We start from the raw sequence: 18,408 nt of genomic DNA on the forward strand, positions 1-18,408 counted from the left end.
CTGGTTGACAAGCATGGGCGTGACTTTATCATGTTCTCCAATATAAATTAAAGAGGAATAGTCGTGGCAGAAAAGAAAAAAAACTGGACAACTTCTGAAATTTCAAAGATATACGAACAACCATTTAATGATTTATTGCATCAGGCCCACACTGTTCATAAAGAATTCCATGATTCCAACTCATTGCAGTTCGCGACTTTGCTCAGTATCAAAACGGGTGCATGTCCAGAAGATTGCGGCTATTGCTCCCAAAGCGGCCACGTAAAGACTCATGTGGAAAAGGAAAAACTGATGTCTGTTGCTGAAGTGCTTAAAAGTGCTCAGGAAGCCAAAGATGGTGGCGCCAAACGCTTTTGTATGGGAGCTGCATGGCGCTGCCCTCCTGATAAGGTCATGCCTGAATTACAGGAAATGATTGCAGGTGTAAAAGCTATGGGTATGGAAACCTGCATGACGTTAGGTATGTTAAATCAAGAGCAGGCCACCTGTTTAAAAGACGCCGGGTTGGACTATTACAACCACAATATAGACACCTCACCGTCTTATTATGAAAAGGTAGTAACCACACGCAAATTCAGTGAGCGCCTGGATACTTTAAACAATGTACGAGCGGCAGGAATTAACGTCTGTTGCGGTGGCATTCTGGGCTTGGGTGAAACACGCGAAGACCGGATTGAATTTTTGCTGACCCTTGCCAATATGGAAACACCACCAGAAAGTGTTCCAATCAACAGACTTATCCCGGTTGAAGGGACACGATTGGCCAAAGCCGAACCTGTTGAGGGGATAGAACTGGTACGTACCATAGCGACAGCAAGAATACTCATGCCACAAAGTGCTGTCCGTCTGACCGCCGGCAGAACAGAGATGAGTGATGAGCTGCAGGCACTTTGTTATTACGCCGGTGCCAATTCTGTTTTTATCGGTGATAAGTTACTTACAGAAGAAAATCCGCAGCGCGAGAAAGATAAAGTCTTGTTTAACAAGCTTGGTTTAACCGAGATGGTTTAATGATTCTTGAAGGCAAAATCAGAGAATTTACTGCAGATTTAGAGCGTCAAGGATTACTACGCACCAGGCAAATCAGGAACACCGTTACTACACAGCGGGTTTCTTTTGACAGCAATGATTATTTGTCTTTGGCCTCAGATGAACGTATTGGGCAGGCGTATCAGCGCGGTTATGCCCTGTATCCAAGCGGCAGCGGGGCGTCTATGCTGCTTAGTGGTTATCATGAAAACCACCGGGCAGTTGAACAGGCCTTTTCGCAGTTTTTAGCAGTGGATGATTGCCTGTTATTTTCATCTGGCTATGCGGCTAATCTTGCTGTAACTGCTTTGCTGGGACGGATACAGTCTGAATGTCTTATTGATAAAGGCATCCACGCATCCATTTATGATGGTCTTTCTTCATCACAAGTAAAATACACTCGTTATATTCATAATAATATCAATGAGTTAAATAAAAAATTAACAGAAAATATTACATCAGTTATTACTGAAGGCATTTTCAGTATGAGTGGCCAGATTGCTCCTTTATCTGATATTTCTCCGTTGTGCCAAAAGCAAGGCAGTGCTTTAATCGTTGATGAAGCTCATTCTTTTGGCGTTTTGGGTGATCAGGGACGCGGTTCTGTTGCACATCATGGCTTGACTCAAGCAGAAGTGCCACTAAGAATAATCCCGCTTGGTAAGGTATTTGCGGCGCAAGGGGCTATAGTTGCAGGGCGAAGGAGCTGGATAAATGGTTTATTACAAGCAGGGCGCTCACTTATATATTCCACTGCCATTAGTCCTGCTCTAAGTTATGGTCTGCTAAAAACACTGGAGGTAGTCGCAGAGTCTGATCATAGAAGAGTAAGATTGATTGAGTTAATTGATTTATTTAAAGGTCAGATAAAAAAATCACCATTACAGTGGGCTCAATCTCATACAGCAATTCAACAGCTGCAATTGGGTTGTCCTCATTTGGCTCAATATTATGCCCAACAATTGGAGGCAGAAGGCTTTGGTTGTTCCCCCATACGCTCTCCTACTGTGGCTCCTAAAAATACAGGATTACGCATCATATTGAACTCAGGTCATCAGCCTGAGCAAATCCATCAATTATTCAATAAGTTAGATAAAATTTATGAACAAAGTACATCTTACGCAACACGGTAAAGGCAAACCTTTGGTTTTATTTCATGGCTGGGGATTTGACAGTGAGATCTGGCGGCCTTTAATACCGCATCTTGAACACTGCTGTGAGGTATATTTAGTAGATTTACCAGGTTTTGGTCACACGCCAATGATGGATTGGGAGTCGTTTAAAGGGATGCTGTTATCTCACTTACCAGAACAATTTGCCTTAGCTGGTTGGTCCATGGGCGGTCTTTATGCTACCCGCCTGGCTATAGAAGCAACGGAGCGACTGTCTTGTTTAATTAATATAAACTCATCACCGCGCTTTATAATGGATGATGCATGGCCTGGTGTTTCTAAAGAAGTATTTATCAATTTTTATAACAATTTATCTACCAATCTGGATACCACTTTGAATGAGTTTATTGCCTTGCAATTGAAGAAAACCAAAGCTCACTTTTCTTTAGGCAAGAAGCCATCACAAGAAGGACTGGCTTCCGGTTTGCATATTTTAGATCACTGGGACTTTCGTGAGTCGCTCAAGAAGCTCAGCTTGCCGACATGTTACATGTTCGGAAGACTGGATCCCATTACTCCAGCAAAAACGATGGCAACCATGCAGCTGCTTTATCCTGATTTTAAATATATTCTTTTTAATAAATCTGCTCATATGCCTTTTTTGTCTCATACAGAAGATTTTATTAGCGAGATTAAGGGATTCATACAATGAAACGCTTTTTTATTACGGGAACCGATACAGATTGTGGTAAAACGTACGTAACCCGGAAATTGCTCCAGCATTTCTCCCGAGCAGCCGCCATTAAACCCGTGGCCAGCGGATGCTCTGTCGTTAATGGGGAATTGATTAACTCCGATGCGCAACATTTAATTCAATACAGCGCTATGAGTATGGGACAAATCAATCCCTGGCGATTTTCTATGCCGGTATCTCCTCATATTGCGGCCTTTCATGAAAACAAGCGGTTGTCTGCAAACGAAATTGCGGATTATTGCCTTAATGTGCAAGTGGACAATGCTGATACTTTATTCATAGAAGGAGCAGGGGGCTTGTGTGTTCCCTTAAATGAAGAGGAAACGTGGATGGATTTTTTAAAATACAGCGACATTCCTGTGATTTTAGTGGTTGGAATGAAATTGGGATGTCTCAATCATGCCTTACTTACAGAATCAGCCCTTGCTGCACATAACATACCTTGTGTGGGATGGATTGCAAATTGCATTGATCCAGACATGCTGGCATTAGCAGAAAATCTTGAAACTTTAAAAAATAAGTTAAAAATCCCATTATTAGCGACAATCCCTTTTGCAGGCGAGTTATCAACAAAGATCCATTTTGGTTAGCTGATGCGTAGATTTTTAGTGGCCATTCCCAGATCCACTAAGGATTTCCGCCGTCCCGCGGCTTGTCCGCGGGATCCAGAGTTCTGAGCTCAGAGTGACATTCCTGGATCCCGCGGACAAGCCGCGGGACGGCGGAGTAGTGCTTAACTTAATGGCAGTAATTCCCAGATCCACGTCGTCCTGAGCGCGTCTTTTGGCGCGAAGGATCTCCACATACTGGCACCATGCCGCTGGAAGGAGATCCTTCGCGCCAAAAGACGCGCTCAGGACGACATAGATCTGAGGAATCAGCGATTTTTTTAATATAAAAAAACTGTAGCCTTGATTTCGCTGTCGCTGCATCAAGGCTACGGCCGTTAAATATTCTGAAAACATTGTTCATTTCGTGCCAATTCGTTATAATGCAATGTTAGATTAATTCCTTTTATTGAAGTTTACGGAGCAGCGTTCGATGCCAATTTATGAATACCAATGCACAAGTTGTCATCATCATTTTGACTTGATGCAAAAAATCACTGATGCACCGGCAAAACAGTGCCCTAAATGCTTTGAAGATACCGTGATCAAACTCGTTTCTGCCGCAGGTTTTCAGCTAAAAGGTACTGGATGGTATGCTACTGATTTTAAAGATAAGGGCAGCTCTGAGAAATCAGCAAATACAAAACCGGCTAAGACTGATACATCCTCTGCAGACAGCACTTCAACAACAACTACGGACTCGACCAAATCAACCAAAGGTGATTCTGATTGAAATCCAAATCGTTAAGAAGCTATTTACTGGCTGGACTCGTTGTCTGGTTGCCAATACTGGTAACCATAGGTGTTCTGCGCTTTATTATTGATCTTTTGGACAATACCCTGGCACTTGTTCCCAAAGCGTATCAACCAGAGCAGTTGCTGGGTATTCATATACCAGGCCTGGGTGTTGTTTTATCCTTATTATTACTATTAGCAACGGGCATATTCGCAACTAACTTTTTTGGCCAAAGATTGGTAAGCTGGGGTGAATCCATACTGTCACGTATTCCACTGGTTCGCTCTATTTACAATGCAGTAAAACAGGTGATGAATGCCGTATTGTCTACTAATAGTGAAGCCTTTCGCAAAGTACTACTGATAGAGTATCCAAGAAAAGGCATGTGGACGATAGCCTTTCAAACGGGGGCAACGAATACAGAAATTAATACCAAGTCCAATGAGGAAATGGTTTCTCTGTTTATACCGACAACGCCAAACCCGACATCAGGTTTTCTGATGATGCTTCCCAAGAGGGAAGTGACAGAATTGAATATGAGTATTGATGAAGCTTTAAAATTTATAATTTCTCTGGGTGTAATGCAACCAACCAGCGCGGTTACATTAGCCACAACATAATAAAAATAGGTGATTTTATGCGCACACACTACTGTTCAGCAGTGAACGAATCAAGTTTAAACAAGGAAGTCACCGTATGTGGATGGGTTCATCATAGACGCGACCATGGCGGCGTAGTGTTTTTGGATGTGCGCGATCGCTCTGGATTGCTCCAGGTGGTTTACGAGCCTGAGAATAAAGAAACTTTTGCTGTAGCTGAAAAGTTAAGATCAGAGTTTGTTGTTCGTGTGACAGGAATTGTACGCAACCGTCCAGAAGGCATGGTTAACGATAAAATGGCTACCGGAAAAGTCGAAGTGATTGGTACTCAACTGGAAATATTGAATCAGTCACCCACACCACCATTTTTACCAGACGATCACCAAATGGTGAATGAAGATTTGCGCTACAAATACCGCTATATCGATTTGCGCCGAACAGCAATGCAAAATAAAATGACTTTAAGGCATAATCTGAATCGCTGTATTCGTAACTATCTGAATGATCAGGATTTTCTTGATATAGAAACGCCCATGTTAACCAAGGCTACCCCTGAGGGCGCGCGTGATTACCTGGTTCCATCAAGAGTTCATCCCGGACAGTTTTATGCTTTGCCTCAATCACCGCAATTGTTTAAGCAGATGCTCATGGTATCTGGTTTCGATAAATACTATCAGATAGTACGTTGTTTCAGAGACGAAGATTTGCGTGCTGACCGACAACCCGAATTCACCCAGCTTGATATCGAGATGGCATTTATCGATGAAGAAGACATCTTAAAACTCATTGAGGGATTACTGCAGGTTGTCTTCAAGCAAATCCTTAATATTGATTTACCAGGAAAGCTGCCGCGCATGTCTTATGCCGAAGCCATGTCACGCTTTGGTAGCGATAAACCGGATTTGCGTAACCCATTGGAATTAATCGATGTAGCTGATTTAGTAAAAGACTGTGACTTTAACGTGTTTTCTTCTGCTGCGAATGATGCCGGTGGACGTGTTGTTGCCCTGAAATTACCTGATGGATGTGATTTAAGCCGTAAAGATTTAGATGGTTATGGCCAATTTGTTGGAATTTACGGAGCTAAAGGCCTGGCTTACATCAAAGTCAATGATTTGGCCGCAGGAAGTACCGGCCTGCAATCACCTATATTAAAATTCCTTTCTGAAGAATCGGTTCAGGCAATTTTAAAACGAGTTGAAGCAAAGACTGGGGACGTTGTATTCTTTGGTGCAGACAAGACTCACATTGTTAATGAGTCTATGGGCGCATTAAGAATTAAATTAGGTCATGACAGAAAGCTGCTAACTGCTGACTGGAAATTATTATGGGTGGTTGACTGGCCCATGTTTGAAATGGATCACCAGCATAACAGGCTGCAATCCATGCACCATCCATTCACTTCACCGCAGAATCTTTCGCCTGAAACGCTGCGCGCAGAACCCACACAATCACTGGCCAAGGCTTATGATATAGTGATTAACGGTTATGAGATTGGTGGCGGTTCCATACGAATACATCAGCCAGAATTACAACAAACTGTCTTCGATTTGCTTGGAATTAAGGAAGAGGAAGCCCAGGAAAAGTTTGGCTTTTTATTGGATGCATTACAATATGGCGCGCCACCTCACGGTGGAATCGCGTTGGGTATAGACCGTTTGGCTATGTTACTTACTGATTCAACGTCAATAAGAGACGTAATTGCCTTCCCCAAAACCCAGACTGCGTCCTGTCTCTTAACCAGCGCACCATCACCAACGGGCAATGCGCAATTAAATGAATTGGGAATACGACTTGCACCCACTAGTCCGCAAAAATAATGTAAGAGCCAACCCCACACGCAAAATAACAGGGTGGGGTTTTGGCTTAATTTTTCTCCTGTTGGCTTTTTGCTTTAGCCAACAGCTTAACGCTGCGCCTGTAAAAGAAACTGTCAAAGAAAACACAGCTACTCTGGTAGAGTATTTAGCACAGGAAAAAACAAATTTAACTATAACTATTAACGATGGCAAACTTCACAGCTCGCCAAAGGATGAAGAGCAATACAAATTAAGAATGCAGCAAATTTCAACCATGCTGTCCATGATCAGTGCCAAAATTGAGACACTGGAAGGTTTTCTCGATAATCAGAACAAACAGCAAGTCAATCTGAATCTGAGGTTAAAGCATTTACAACAACTCCCCTTGGCCAGTGGCGAATTAAGCATACAAGAACGTGTTGCAAAGGTTGAAACCTTATTAACGGTTAACAAGAAAACAATAGAACTTATTAATGAAAATCTTGAGCTGGCAAAACAATTACAATTGATCCTCAATGATGAAATAAAAGATTTGCAATTATGGAAGGCAAATTTTGACCTGGAACAAAAGCTGGTCCAAATCAAACAGCAAAAGGATCAGTTAAATCTCGAACTCGGCAAACTGTACCAAAACAATATCACTAGCGGAAATGTACCTAAAGCACAAGATGACAAAGGGCAGTCACAGATTGAACGCGAAGCGCAACTGTTCGTTAATAATGAGCATATTGCACTCATTCATCATCATCTCAACTCGCTGGCACTGCAAAAAAGAACAATAAAAGCCAATATGATGCTTTTAAAATTGGCTGATGCCAAAAACCTGCAATTGGCCACTGATACGTACAAAGACACAATGAACCAATATAACGGGATTGAAAAATCACTGAACCAGATGTTGGTTGTTCTCAGCAATGAAGCGAATATTTTATCCACACCAGCATTGAAAAAATCGATTAGTACTTTGGAGCTGAAGGTCAAAGAGCACATTGCTGAAATAAAAACGCAAAAAACTGTTTTGGCTAAAAACCTGGATGACTATCAAAACCAACTGAAACGTCTCATTTCCTCACGTCAAAGTCTGGCTGAATACAAGATCAATAGCTGGCCTATTATCATTCAGAAAATAATTAATATACCTAATTTATTTTATAAGTATGTCAAAACTCTGACCCTGAAGGTTTACGATAGTTATACCTGGCTAGATGCCTTGCCAGCGGCCATCCTGTGGGTTCTTCTTGGCATGATTGCCACGCTTTTTTACCTGTTGAACCGATTTCTAAAGACCTTAAGCAGTGATAAAGAACGCTCACGATTAACCGGTTATCTCTACGATGGCGCAATGACCATTGTACAAAGAAATATTCCCTATTTATGTTTGTTGGCCATGTTATGGGTTGTACTTTATATAACCAATATTTCCTATGCTAATTATCAGTTATTATTTAATTTAATTGTAGTCTGGATCACGTTCAGAGTACTGGTTTTGATTGCCCGTCTGGTATTACTGGAGAGGATTTCCGACTCTTCCGGGAAAGACGTCAAATTATATTATCGTTTGAAATGGCTCTTTCTGTTTGGGGGATGGACAACAGCATTAATGGTATTTAGTCATATATTGCCATTGTCCATTTTGCTGCAAGATATATTCAATCGCTTGTTTATGCTCTTTATACTAGCCTTGTCACTGGTCGCCTGGAAGAGTAAAGACGTTATTCCCTATCTTTTGAGACCCGTTTTGAAAGGCAAGAAGCGTTACTATAAAAATGCCATTTCAGTTTTGGTTGTCCTTGTCCCCATTACTTTATTCACTACGGCAGTAATTGGACTTATAGGCTTTGTCAATTTGGCATGGACCATGAGTCGTTATCAGGCCTATATTCTGATTGTTCTGGTCGGATACATCCTCGCCCGAGGTCTGGTCTTCGATGCTTTGGAACTGTTCTCTGAGTGGATGATTTCTTCATTGAAAAATGGCTGGCTTTGGATTGAAGTGTTTTTAAAGCCTGTTGATGGAATTCTTCGCATTGTTCTGTTTTTGCTGAGTATTTTAGTGTTATTCCAACTGTTTGGCTGGCACTCCGATTCAATGGTCATCGTAGGCATAGAAAAAATTGCTCAATACAGTATTGTTAATTTTACCGGCATTCACATTACTGTTGCCAGTGTGATTGAATTCTTCATTCTGCTCGCTATTTTCGTCTGGGCTTCAAAATGGACTCGTGAATTCTGTTATCGCTGGTTATTTCGAAACACTAAGGACGTTGGAATTCGTAACAGCTTGTCCGTGTTTGCCCAATATTCAGTAATATTATTGGGAACTTTTATTACCCTACATGTTCTGGGGCTTGATTTTAGCGGCATGTCAATGATTCTTGGCGGACTTGCTGTTGGTATGGGATTTGGCTTAAGAGATTTTGCCAGTAATATTGTCGGTGGAATTATGCTGTTGATTGAGCGCCCCGTAAGAGAAGGGGACTTAATCACTATTGGTGAATACGAAGGGCAGGTAGCACATATTGGTATTCGCTCCATGCGCGTTTCCTCCTGGGATAATACTCAGGTGCTGATACCCAATGCAGAAACTTTTAATAAGCCATTTACTAACTGGACGCATCAGGACGGAATTGTAAGAACGGTGATTCCGATTAAAGTGAGCAGGGCGGATGATCCGGTCATGATTCAGCAGTTAATCCTGGATGTATTGGCGATTATTCCTGAAATTGTTGCAGATCCTCCGGCGCAGGTATTCCTGAAAAAAATTGATGCAGCTCTGATTGAATTTGAAGCCAGATACTTTATTAATGTGCAGTCTCATAATCGCGTTGAAATTCGCTCAAAAGTTCTGTTTGCTATCACAGCGCAGTTTAAAGCAGCGGGAATAAAACCACCAATCGAACCGATTAAAGTTGAGTTTAAGGATGGACATGGAGATTTCTATTCAAAAAGTGCTCCCTCCCAAGACTGAAGATGAATTAATCAGTCGTTGTTATGCAATACAAGGCTTAAGCTTTTCGCAACTGGCTGTCAGGCTGGGGCTTGAAATTCCGCGCAACGCAACTCAGCGCAAGGGGTGGGTAGGGCTCGCTCTGGAACTGGCTTTGGGAACTGACGCATGCAATAAATCAGCCCCCGATTTTCAGCAGTTAGGAATCGAACTTAAAACACTTCCTCTGGCAAAATCAGGCAAGCCCGCCGAATCAACGTTTATTACCTCTATACCATTACTAACGATTCACCAGCAAAATTGGAAATCCTCTCAATGCTTTGCAAAGCTTAAGCGAATGCTTTGGATTCCTGTTGAGGGTGACACAGACCTTCCTTTTGAACAAAGAAGAGTAGGCTGCGGTTTTTTATGGTCTCCGGATGCCTTACAGGAAGAGGTGTTAGCCACAGACTGGAATTATTTAACCCTGCAAATCAGCACAGGCCAACTCGAAACACTGGATTCGACAGCCGGTGACTATTTACAGGTACGGCCTAAAGCCGCTAACGGCAAATCACTCTGTTATGCATACGACCATGAAGGCAATAAAATACAAACCCTGCCACGAGGATTTTATTTACGTAGCAAATTTACCGCAGCAATAATGGCCAGTACTTTATCTTAGCGTGAGTTATGGATAAGAATCTTGATTTACCCAGCCGTTACTTCGATGCCGTTCGGGCTGAGGAAGCGCGATAGCGCTGTCTCGAAGCCTTGGCATGGTGCTAAGGTTTTGAGACCTGAAGTATTCCCACGAAAATGATTTATTTATCAGCACTACCTCTTCTGTTTCCTTATGCTCTCTCATAACCTAAAGAAAACCGAGCCGCGACCGTTAGGAAGCGGAAATTTTGGATTTACACCTAATGAGTAATCCACAATGGAGTGCATCGAACTGTTCCGCTTCCTTACGGTCGCGGCTCGGTTTTCTTAGCATGATGCTCTTTTGTACTCTTGATTAGCGAGTCACAATACAGGCTCAAGGGGAAATTTCGTGGGGATTCCTCAGTTCGAGACAGCGCTATCGCGCTTCCTCAGCCCAAACGGCCGACTGGATAAACACTCTTCTTATCCTTACTCACATTATCTCATGGATAATGAAGAATCATGATCCGAATCACTGTCACTCAACTCAAAAATTAAGTCTTTGTCCGACAGATCAAAATCATGCAATAAATTTCTTTCGGTTTTATCCGTTCTCATTTTAGCTTGAATGGATTTGGGATTACTGTTTAAAGCAGCGGTGATCGAAGACCTTCCCTGCCTTGGAGGGGTCAAGGGGGCTTCAAGTCCGAAGAAATTCAAGGTGTCCCTATACAGATGTCCGTGCCCACCGCGCAACATCACAGGAAGTAGCTTTAAATTATTTTCACAACTTTTACAGCACAATTTCAGTACACCAATTTGCAAAGGCTGCTCCGAGGTATATTGCTGCTCATCCATTCTTCCTAAAACATATTTAGCCAATAACTGTTCAGCATGCACACTCTTAACTGATACCAAACCTTTAAATTCTGGTATGGGCAATACCTCCTCAGTAGAGCTTTCTTGTGAATATGCCATGAAGGTAATTTTTTTATCCTGTGCACTTACAGGCAATAAAATGGTGAAATTTAATTGTTCCTGTTTCCACATCAATCTGATTTCTTCAGAAAAGGTTTCTTTATCACAAATCATTGCATGAGCAAATTTTGAAAATGCGGTATTGAATACATCACCAGGGAGCGAAATACCACCAATGGCTTTCATTTTATCAGCACACAGATCGGTAAGAGTTTTAAAATCATCGTAATTGTCATGTAGATTTTCTGGAAAGCTTTTGATGAATTCATGCATGAGGGCCAGACGCGCGGTTATTATAAAAATAATTTTTTGTTGATCATCTGGCTGTGACATATTAGCGCTAATAATAATTTTTCCCTGATGAAAAGCACTGGCAGCACAAACAGAAAGAGAAAGGGGCAGGGAGAACAGACGTGCCAAAGAATCCATTCTGCGAATGGAGAGAACACCATCATTTTGATGCCGATGATCATCAACGCCGAATAGTTTATCCATTAATTCATCGATTTCATTATGAAGCCTCTCTTGCGTACAATCAAACTGTACGTCAGAAGCTAACTCTGAGCTCGCTGATTCAATCTTGCCTTCTATAAAATTAATAAACTCAGCTAATGACTCTATAGAATTAAGATGTTTCTTTACCGTGCTTGCAGACTTTTGTGCAAGGTTTAACGACAGCAACTCTGCACTGAGCATGCTGATAAAATGATGAATCCCCGGATGCATTTTTACCAGATTTTGTACGTAAAGAAATCCTTCATAACCACTAAAACCATCCTTTTGTTTGGCTCTTATACTTGCAAGTAAAATGTTGGTAATAATTATTTCAAGCTCTTGAACAAAAAACATAAGATTTTAAAAGATTAACAAATGAACTAGAAGGGTATTATATATACAGAGCGCGGTATTGCAAGTGTTCTCTTGCATAAATGTGCCATCAAATGCAATTTATAATCAAATTCATCTTAGTTTATGCTCTCGCCGCAACAAAAATTCCGCTCCCTCACGGTCGCGGCTCGGTTTTCAGTGCACAATGAAGTAGATACGAACGCACGAAAACCGAGCCGCGACCGTGAGGAAGCGGAACAGTTAGACTGGCAGGGACTGTGTTTCTGTCTACCCCCGAGATTGCAGACCGGCTACAAATGGAGTTAAAAAGACCTTAACTCAGTGCCATTCATTACATGCCTGGCATTGTCTTCGTCTGTCTCATTGCTTGAAAGAGAGTTCTCCGAGGAACTGGCAGTCAAATTCCATGTACTATTATGAAAGGGAGCTTCCTCAGAATTCTTTTCAATCTGATTATTATGGCTTATTTCACTGTTTATTGCTGAATGCGATTCATTAATTTTAATTACATCACCCTGTACAGGCTCATTCGGCAAAGTAGTCCACCATATAATTCCACTAATTGTTGCAATTAGAAGCAAGGCAATGATTGCTGTTGAAATAATAGTGAGCAGGCTGGTGGCTCCTGCCGTAAAAATGAGAGGAAGGATCATGCATCCACCTGCAACAAGAGCGGCGGAAATGTAAAGCAAAGTAGTTTTTAATTGATTGGATTTCTCTTTGGGTAACCAGTTAGTAAAAATATTCCCGTTCGGAATAACAGAATTTCCCTTTAAGTAAAAAAGAGTAATATTGGACTGTTGTTCGGGAAATACTAAATCACAAAACACTCTTTGCTTGTTTAATTTGATTGCATTTTGAATGGTAAGAAATGGCGTTATTAATTCCAGCTCATGAATAGCGTCAATCTCCGTTTGCCATTCTTTATCTATATTGACCTGATCTTGACTATATTCTGTTGCAAAGCGAATCATCAGAGTAGCGATAATATCAAAATGGACAGCATCCAGAATAAGGCGATCAGCAACACGTATTTTGCTATCGCGGTCGTCAGGAAATTGCGGAACACCAAAAAAGTTTCTGATGCGCGATTCGTTATGAGAACCAATAAAGTCAAAAATAGCTTTATGGTTATTGGAAAGTATTTTCCTGAGCGTCTCATCAGAAATGTCTTTTTTATCATATCGAGCCTTTATGGCTTCTTTCAATTCATCAAGATGAGATAACTTATTCAAAAAAAGACGTTTGTATTCGGCATCAAGCAATGCCTTGCTAGCAAATATACTGTTCATAAAATAAGACTCGATTTATTCAATAAAATGTGAGTGAATATTTTGGGGTATCGTTTTCCCGGTTACAAGCAACTGTCTTGTCTGCGTATCTTTCCGATTTACGTCGTCACCCGATCTACGTCGTCCTGAGCGCGTCTTTTTGCGCGAAGGATCTCCTGAAAGCGGCACGGTGCCAGTATTTGGAGATCCTTCGCGCAAAAAGACGCGCTCAGGACGACGTATGCAGGAGTCATTGCCATCAACCGGTAAATTTAACTACGACATCATTGCCTTTGGAATATATTCTTTAACACTTTGAATAGGCTGTGATATTTTGTCTCTAAGTATGGTTCTGAATTCAGTATTCGTCGCAAAATATTTAATAGACTGCTCTAGTCCTGTATAAATTCCAACATCAAAAGCTCGTGTTTCTACATTAACTTTAAGTTCACGAATACGAGCTAACTGATCCTGACTTGGCTTGGACGAAGAAGAGGAAAAGAAAGAAGCTGCTGAAGAAACCGCAGCATATCCCCAAGACAGCGTATTGGAAAACATATTGCTGCTTTCTTCCGTCTGTGTGGTAATTTTAGGCCATACCTGCATAAAATCAGTACTACACAATGGTGCCATGAGTTTAACCATTCTTTGTACATCAGGATAAGCCAGATTATCCAGAGAATTCTCTACTTCAGCACTGAGACACCAGTTATATACAGTCTTCATTTCAGCTAATTGCTCGTAAAAATCAGTCATACTGAAGCGTTCAAGAATCATGCCCGCGACACCGAGATATAGAAAACTGGTAAGAAAATAATTAACAAAATCCGGAACGGGTAAAAAGAACCCCACAAGCCAGGAACCACCATAAGCCGTTAAACCTGTACTTAAAGCCTGGTATAAGTACATTTCATTGACACTAAGTTCGAATTGATCTGTATACTCCTTTAACGCTTTTGCATGAGTTTTATTATTTAAGTCAAATGGTGCTGCGGTGAGTGCTCTCAGAGCTTCTGCTCTTTTCGCACGAGCCGCTTCGACTTCTGCCATTCCTACTGCACTTAGTTTACTCACAATGTCTCTCCTTGAGATCAAAAAATTATTTATACTATAAAATCATTCATTATTGGAAGAGAATTTATTAGGATGTTTAAATTAATTAACAACAGGTTTGTGTTGTGTTAAAATGAGGCCATTTAATCAAAATAGTTTCAAATAATGGTTCGCACGGTTGCACTACATGTCAGACCTACACATCTCACTTCATGGAGTCATGATGACATTCTAAAGCGAGAAGCCTTGAATTTTCTGTTACATAACGGAAAAAATAACAGCGTATGGCATGCTGATGCCAGTTATGAATCTACTTATAAATCAGTAAAATACAATTTCACTTTTTCCCAATCCATTATAAAACTGCCACCTCGCAAGGGAAAAGATCGCAGCCGATATAAAATATTTGATCCATCCGTTACACCTAAAGGGAAGGGGGGCTATGGAATTACCTATCCGCTGACAGGTTCTATTACGTTTCAATCAGCAGATTTTTCAGTCAAAATTAGCAGTAAAAAGGTGGTTAAAGTTCAGGAACATCCGACCAATCTCCGTCTTGGTTCTGTTTACAACGAGTATAATGCATTGAATAAAGCTGGGCATTTAAATGCCTGTTCTCCTGTTTTTTCTGAGGATCCTAAAGGCAAAAAAAGCTATTTAATTATGGATTGCGCTAAAGGAATTCCTTTGGAAAAAATTCTTCATCCCGAAAAATATTCACATATTGCTGAAAATCTGCCAGAACTCACCGTCGAAAAGCGCATTGAATTGAGTTTGGCTATCTTACAGGCAATCAAAACTCAGGTGACTGACAGAGGACTGATACATAGAGATATTAAACCAGGAAATATACTGGTTGACTTAAATACCAGTCCTCCTACAGTTACTGTAATCGACTATGGCTTTGCCATCACAATGGAACATCAGGATTATCGTAAGCTGGGAACACGAGCATACAGGGCACCAGAATCGTTTGTTGATCATCCCGTATATACTTCGAAAGCTGATATTTATTCTGCTGGCAGACTATTAAGCTATTTATGGGGCGATGATTATCATAACTATTATATAGATCGCCAGAAAAGCCCGGAATATATAAAAAGCAAATCTACAAACGAACAGCTGTTTTCACTATCTGAAATTGCTTTATTTCTTGGAGATAAAGAACAACAAGAAATCCGCTCTTGCCTGGCAAGTATGATAGAACAACGGCCAGAGAAACGCTCTTCTCTGGATGAAACTATCAGACAATTTAGCGAGATTAAGGCTCAATACAGTAAGTTTATCCCTTTAACTAATGAACCCTGTTATTCATCCAGGTTTGAGCGTCAACTGGATGATAAGCTATCAGCTATTCACGGCAAAATAAGGCATTTGCGAACTAAAGAATACGAGTTACGCCAAAGAGGACATACGCAAACAGCTGATGCCATGAAAAATCTGGTGGATAGACTGAGCAAAAATACTGAATATTTACAATCACATCGCACACCAGTTATCCTGGATCGATATCAGAACGCATGCTTAAGAGAAATTGACAGGGTTAAAGATGTCTTTGAGGAACATCGTAACATTCGCTGGTTGATCGCCGAAGTTGCTACAGCAATCGGTTTACTAGGCGTTGGCTATCTTGTTGCGCTTGGCATTAATTATCATCAAACAGGTCGGTTGGGATTATTTGCTCAAACGCAATCATCTCGATTGTTAGATGATTTTAAGGACACTGTTAGTGCAGATTTTCTTCCTGTATAAATAATACCGAACGTTTCTGGCATTTTCCTTTCTGTGCAGTATAGAATTAATGAATAATATTAAACCCGAGTCAGCACATGAAATTTGCCACTTTATTAAAATTAATGCGTTTTTGGCCGCCTTTCTGGGGCGCCGGAATTCGGGTAAAAAGTTTTAACGAGGATTTTACCTGCATTATTGTGCAAATGAAGATGAGGTTTTGGAACAAGAATTATGTCGGAACTCATTTCGGTGGTTCTTTATATGCCATGACCGATCCCTTTTATATGCTGATGTTAATGACACTATTGGGAAAGGATTATATTGTCTGGGATAAATCAGCCAGTATCCGTTATAAAATCCCTGCCAAAGGAACTGTTTACGCCAAATTTGAACTCAGTCCAGAGCAAATTGCGTCAATAAAATCACAACTACAGCAAAGCAATAAGATAGAACCTGAGTTTTTAGTTCAGATAACAGATGAAAGCGGCAATGTCATCTGTGACATCAATAAAGTGCTCCATATTTCGAAAAAAGTAAGGAAAAAGGAGCAATAATTGTAGCCTTGATGCAACGTAGCGAAATCAAGGCTACGCTTAAATATTAAATCCAACTATCGACTCATTAGCAATTTATGCTTATAGTAATGCCCAAAATAACAGTGGAAGACATTTATGGTTCACTTTAAAATTGGCGATCAAATATGGATTATCAGCTTTGAAACTGAGGAAGAGTTTTATTTATTATCCCGACAAACGGTCACTGAATTGCTGGAAGACGGGGTAGAGTGTGAAGATGAATTTAATACCTTCCATGTTTCTTATGAAGATATTTATAATACGAAAGCAGAAGCAGTTAATGCAATGATTCAGCGGCTGAACATGTTGCGTGAAGATAAAAAGAATTAAGTGTGTACCTCTGGAGATGTTGTAAATGAAAAGGCTTATATCCCTGTTTTTAATATTAATGAGCGCGCATGCTGTTGCTCATGACATAAGCAAGAAAGAATATGCAGAACAATTTAAAAAATATAATGCCTGTTTCATCCTTTATAACCTCAATGAACATAAAATAGTAAGTGAATATAATCCGGCCAATCGCTGTAACGAGCGTCTTTCACCGGATTCAACCTTCAAAGTCCCTTTGTCATTAATGGCTTTTAACCAAGGTATTATCAATCAAAAAACCGTTTTTAAATGGAATGGCGCCAAAGGTGTTTTGCCAGAACACGATCAAGATCAAACCGCGGCAAGCTGGATCAAATACTCAGTGCTCTGGGTGTCACAAGTGCTGACTCCACAACTGGGAAATGCCCGTATTAAACATTATTTAGCCGGATTCTCTTATGGAAATCAGGACTTTAGTGGTGATCCAGGAGCCAATAATGGCTTGACTCATGCCTGGTTATCCAGCAGTTTAAAAATCTCTGCAAAAGAGCAACTGCAATTTTTAAGCGCTATGTTAAGCAATGAATTACCAGTAAGCCAATCAGCTGTTCAGCAAACTGTTGATAACATGTTTCTTGGTAAACTGGCAAATGGCGCCCAATATTACGGCAAAACGGGTTCAGGACGCCACGGACGCAATGAGAGATTAAGTAACCCAAGTAAATTGCGTGATGGTTGGTTCGTAGGTTTTATTGAGCAGGGTGATCAACACTATATTTTTGTGAGCAACCTCACTGATAAAAAAGAACCTGAGGCAACAGACAAAGCCTTCGGCAGCTTCCTGCTTAAGCCAATAGTTATGAGCTTGTTGAATGAATATTTCAGTAATTGATTAGGGATCCAAGACGACGTTAGGGACACTGTCATTAAGTTAAGGAGTTCCGCCGTCCCGCGGCTTGTCCGCGGGATCCAGGAATGTCACTCCGAACTTAGATCTCTGGATACCGCGGACAAGCTGCGGTACGGTGGAGTATCGCTTAACTCAACGAGTTTTGGATAAGAAAGTTGTTTATCCAGTCGTTACTTCGATGCCGTTCGGGCTGAGGAGAGGCGGTAGCCTCGTCTCGAAGCCTTAGCACCATGCCAAGGCTTCGAGACAGCGCTATCGCGCTTCCTCAGCCCGAACGGATCGAGGTAAACATCAAACAACTTTCTTATCCGAAACTCACGTTAACTTAATGGTAATAAGCGTTAGGGAGTCCCCGATCCACGTCGTCCTGAGCGCGTCTTTTGGCGCGAAGGATCTCCTGAAAGCGGCATGGTGCCAGTATTTGGAGATCCTTCGCGCCAAAAGACGCGCTCAGGACGACGTGAATAACTGGAGGACTACGCTCCAACTTGGCATATTTTACCACTAACACTATAATGGAC

16 protein-coding genes are annotated in these 18,408 nt (G+C 41.1%); 13 read left to right on the top strand and 3 right to left on the bottom strand.

Annotated features, from left to right (window positions below; genetic code table 11):
• The first annotated feature begins 63 nt into the window (after nt 1-63).
• The 9 genes from bioB to mutH all read left to right on the top strand — a co-directional run bounded on the left by bioB (nt 64) and on the right by mutH (nt 10,248).
• Nucleotides 64-1,011 (top strand): biotin synthase BioB, encoded by a 948-nt coding sequence (gene bioB / locus B094_RS0115125; RefSeq protein ID WP_018578666.1) that lies wholly within the window; start codon nt 64-66, stop codon nt 1,009-1,011.
• On the top strand, nt 1,011-2,162 hold the full coding sequence (locus tag B094_RS0115130) for an aminotransferase class I/II-fold pyridoxal phosphate-dependent enzyme (protein WP_018578667.1): 1,152 nt from the start codon (nt 1,011-1,013) through the stop codon (nt 2,160-2,162). The genes bioB and B094_RS0115130 overlap by 1 nt, the downstream gene beginning before the upstream one ends.
• Nucleotides 2,131-2,853 (top strand): alpha/beta fold hydrolase, encoded by a 723-nt coding sequence (locus B094_RS0115135; protein WP_018578668.1) that lies wholly within the window; start codon nt 2,131-2,133, stop codon nt 2,851-2,853. The genes B094_RS0115130 and B094_RS0115135 overlap by 32 nt, the downstream gene beginning before the upstream one ends.
• A complete protein-coding gene (gene bioD / locus B094_RS0115140; protein ID WP_018578669.1) occupies nt 2,850-3,485 on the top strand; it encodes a dethiobiotin synthase in 636 nt (211 codons plus the stop codon). The genes B094_RS0115135 and bioD overlap by 4 nt, the downstream gene beginning before the upstream one ends.
• A gap of 451 nt (nt 3,486-3,936) precedes the next feature.
• Nucleotides 3,937-4,236, top strand: a complete 300-nt coding sequence (locus B094_RS0115150) for an FmdB family zinc ribbon protein (protein ID WP_018578671.1) — start codon at nt 3,937-3,939, stop codon at nt 4,234-4,236.
• Nucleotides 4,233-4,859, top strand: coding sequence for a DUF502 domain-containing protein (locus tag B094_RS0115155; protein ID WP_018578672.1), 627 nt, complete (start codon nt 4,233-4,235; stop codon nt 4,857-4,859). Before B094_RS0115150 ends, B094_RS0115155 begins: the two co-directional genes overlap by 4 nt.
• A gap of 17 nt (nt 4,860-4,876) precedes the next feature.
• Nucleotides 4,877-6,658, top strand: a complete 1,782-nt coding sequence (gene aspS, locus B094_RS0115160) for an aspartate--tRNA ligase (RefSeq protein WP_018578673.1) — start codon at nt 4,877-4,879, stop codon at nt 6,656-6,658.
• Complete coding sequence (locus B094_RS0115165; RefSeq protein ID WP_018578674.1) at nt 6,615-9,605, top strand: mechanosensitive ion channel domain-containing protein; 2,991 nt, start codon at nt 6,615-6,617, stop codon at nt 9,603-9,605. Before aspS ends, B094_RS0115165 begins: the two co-directional genes overlap by 44 nt.
• A complete protein-coding gene (gene mutH, locus B094_RS0115170; RefSeq protein WP_018578675.1) occupies nt 9,565-10,248 on the top strand; it encodes a DNA mismatch repair endonuclease MutH in 684 nt (227 codons plus the stop codon). Before B094_RS0115165 ends, mutH begins: the two co-directional genes overlap by 41 nt.
• 458 nt (nt 10,249-10,706) lie before the next feature.
• Here mutH and B094_RS0115175 read toward each other — a convergent pair whose 3' ends face one another.
• From B094_RS0115175 to B094_RS0115185, 3 genes are all read right to left on the bottom strand, one after another.
• Nucleotides 10,707-12,035 (bottom strand): hypothetical protein, encoded by a 1,329-nt coding sequence (locus B094_RS0115175; RefSeq protein ID WP_018578676.1) that lies wholly within the window; start codon nt 12,033-12,035, stop codon nt 10,707-10,709.
• Between the two features lie 302 nt (nt 12,036-12,337).
• Nucleotides 12,338-13,327 (bottom strand): hypothetical protein, encoded by a 990-nt coding sequence (locus B094_RS0115180; protein ID WP_018578677.1) that lies wholly within the window; start codon nt 13,325-13,327, stop codon nt 12,338-12,340.
• 255 nt (nt 13,328-13,582) lie between these two features.
• Complete coding sequence (locus B094_RS0115185) at nt 13,583-14,380, bottom strand: hypothetical protein (protein WP_026254059.1); 798 nt, start codon at nt 14,378-14,380, stop codon at nt 13,583-13,585.
• A gap of 144 nt (nt 14,381-14,524) precedes the next feature.
• On the opposite strand from B094_RS0115185, the gene legK1 reads away from it, so the two are divergent.
• The 4 genes from legK1 to B094_RS0115205 all read left to right on the top strand — a co-directional run bounded on the left by legK1 (nt 14,525) and on the right by B094_RS0115205 (nt 17,869).
• Nucleotides 14,525-16,111 carry a Dot/Icm T4SS effector kinase LegK1 gene (gene legK1, locus B094_RS0115190; RefSeq protein ID WP_018578679.1) on the top strand — a complete coding sequence of 529 codons (1,587 nt, stop codon included), beginning with the start codon at nt 14,525-14,527 and terminating at the stop codon, nt 16,109-16,111.
• 77 nt (nt 16,112-16,188) lie between these two features.
• Nucleotides 16,189-16,647, top strand: coding sequence for a YiiD C-terminal domain-containing protein (locus tag B094_RS0115195; protein ID WP_018578680.1), 459 nt, complete (start codon nt 16,189-16,191; stop codon nt 16,645-16,647).
• A gap of 117 nt (nt 16,648-16,764) precedes the next feature.
• Nucleotides 16,765-16,998 carry a hypothetical protein gene (locus B094_RS0115200; protein WP_018578681.1) on the top strand — a complete coding sequence of 78 codons (234 nt, stop codon included), beginning with the start codon at nt 16,765-16,767 and terminating at the stop codon, nt 16,996-16,998.
• A gap of 25 nt (nt 16,999-17,023) precedes the next feature.
• Nucleotides 17,024-17,869 carry a penicillin-binding transpeptidase domain-containing protein gene (locus B094_RS0115205; protein ID WP_018578682.1) on the top strand — a complete coding sequence of 282 codons (846 nt, stop codon included), beginning with the start codon at nt 17,024-17,026 and terminating at the stop codon, nt 17,867-17,869.
• Nucleotides 17,870-18,408: the final 539 nt, after the last annotated feature.

The sequence above is a fragment of the Legionella shakespearei DSM 23087 genome (assembly GCF_000373765.1).
In the GTDB taxonomy this organism is placed as follows: Bacteria; Pseudomonadota; Gammaproteobacteria; order Legionellales; family Legionellaceae; genus Legionella; species Legionella shakespearei.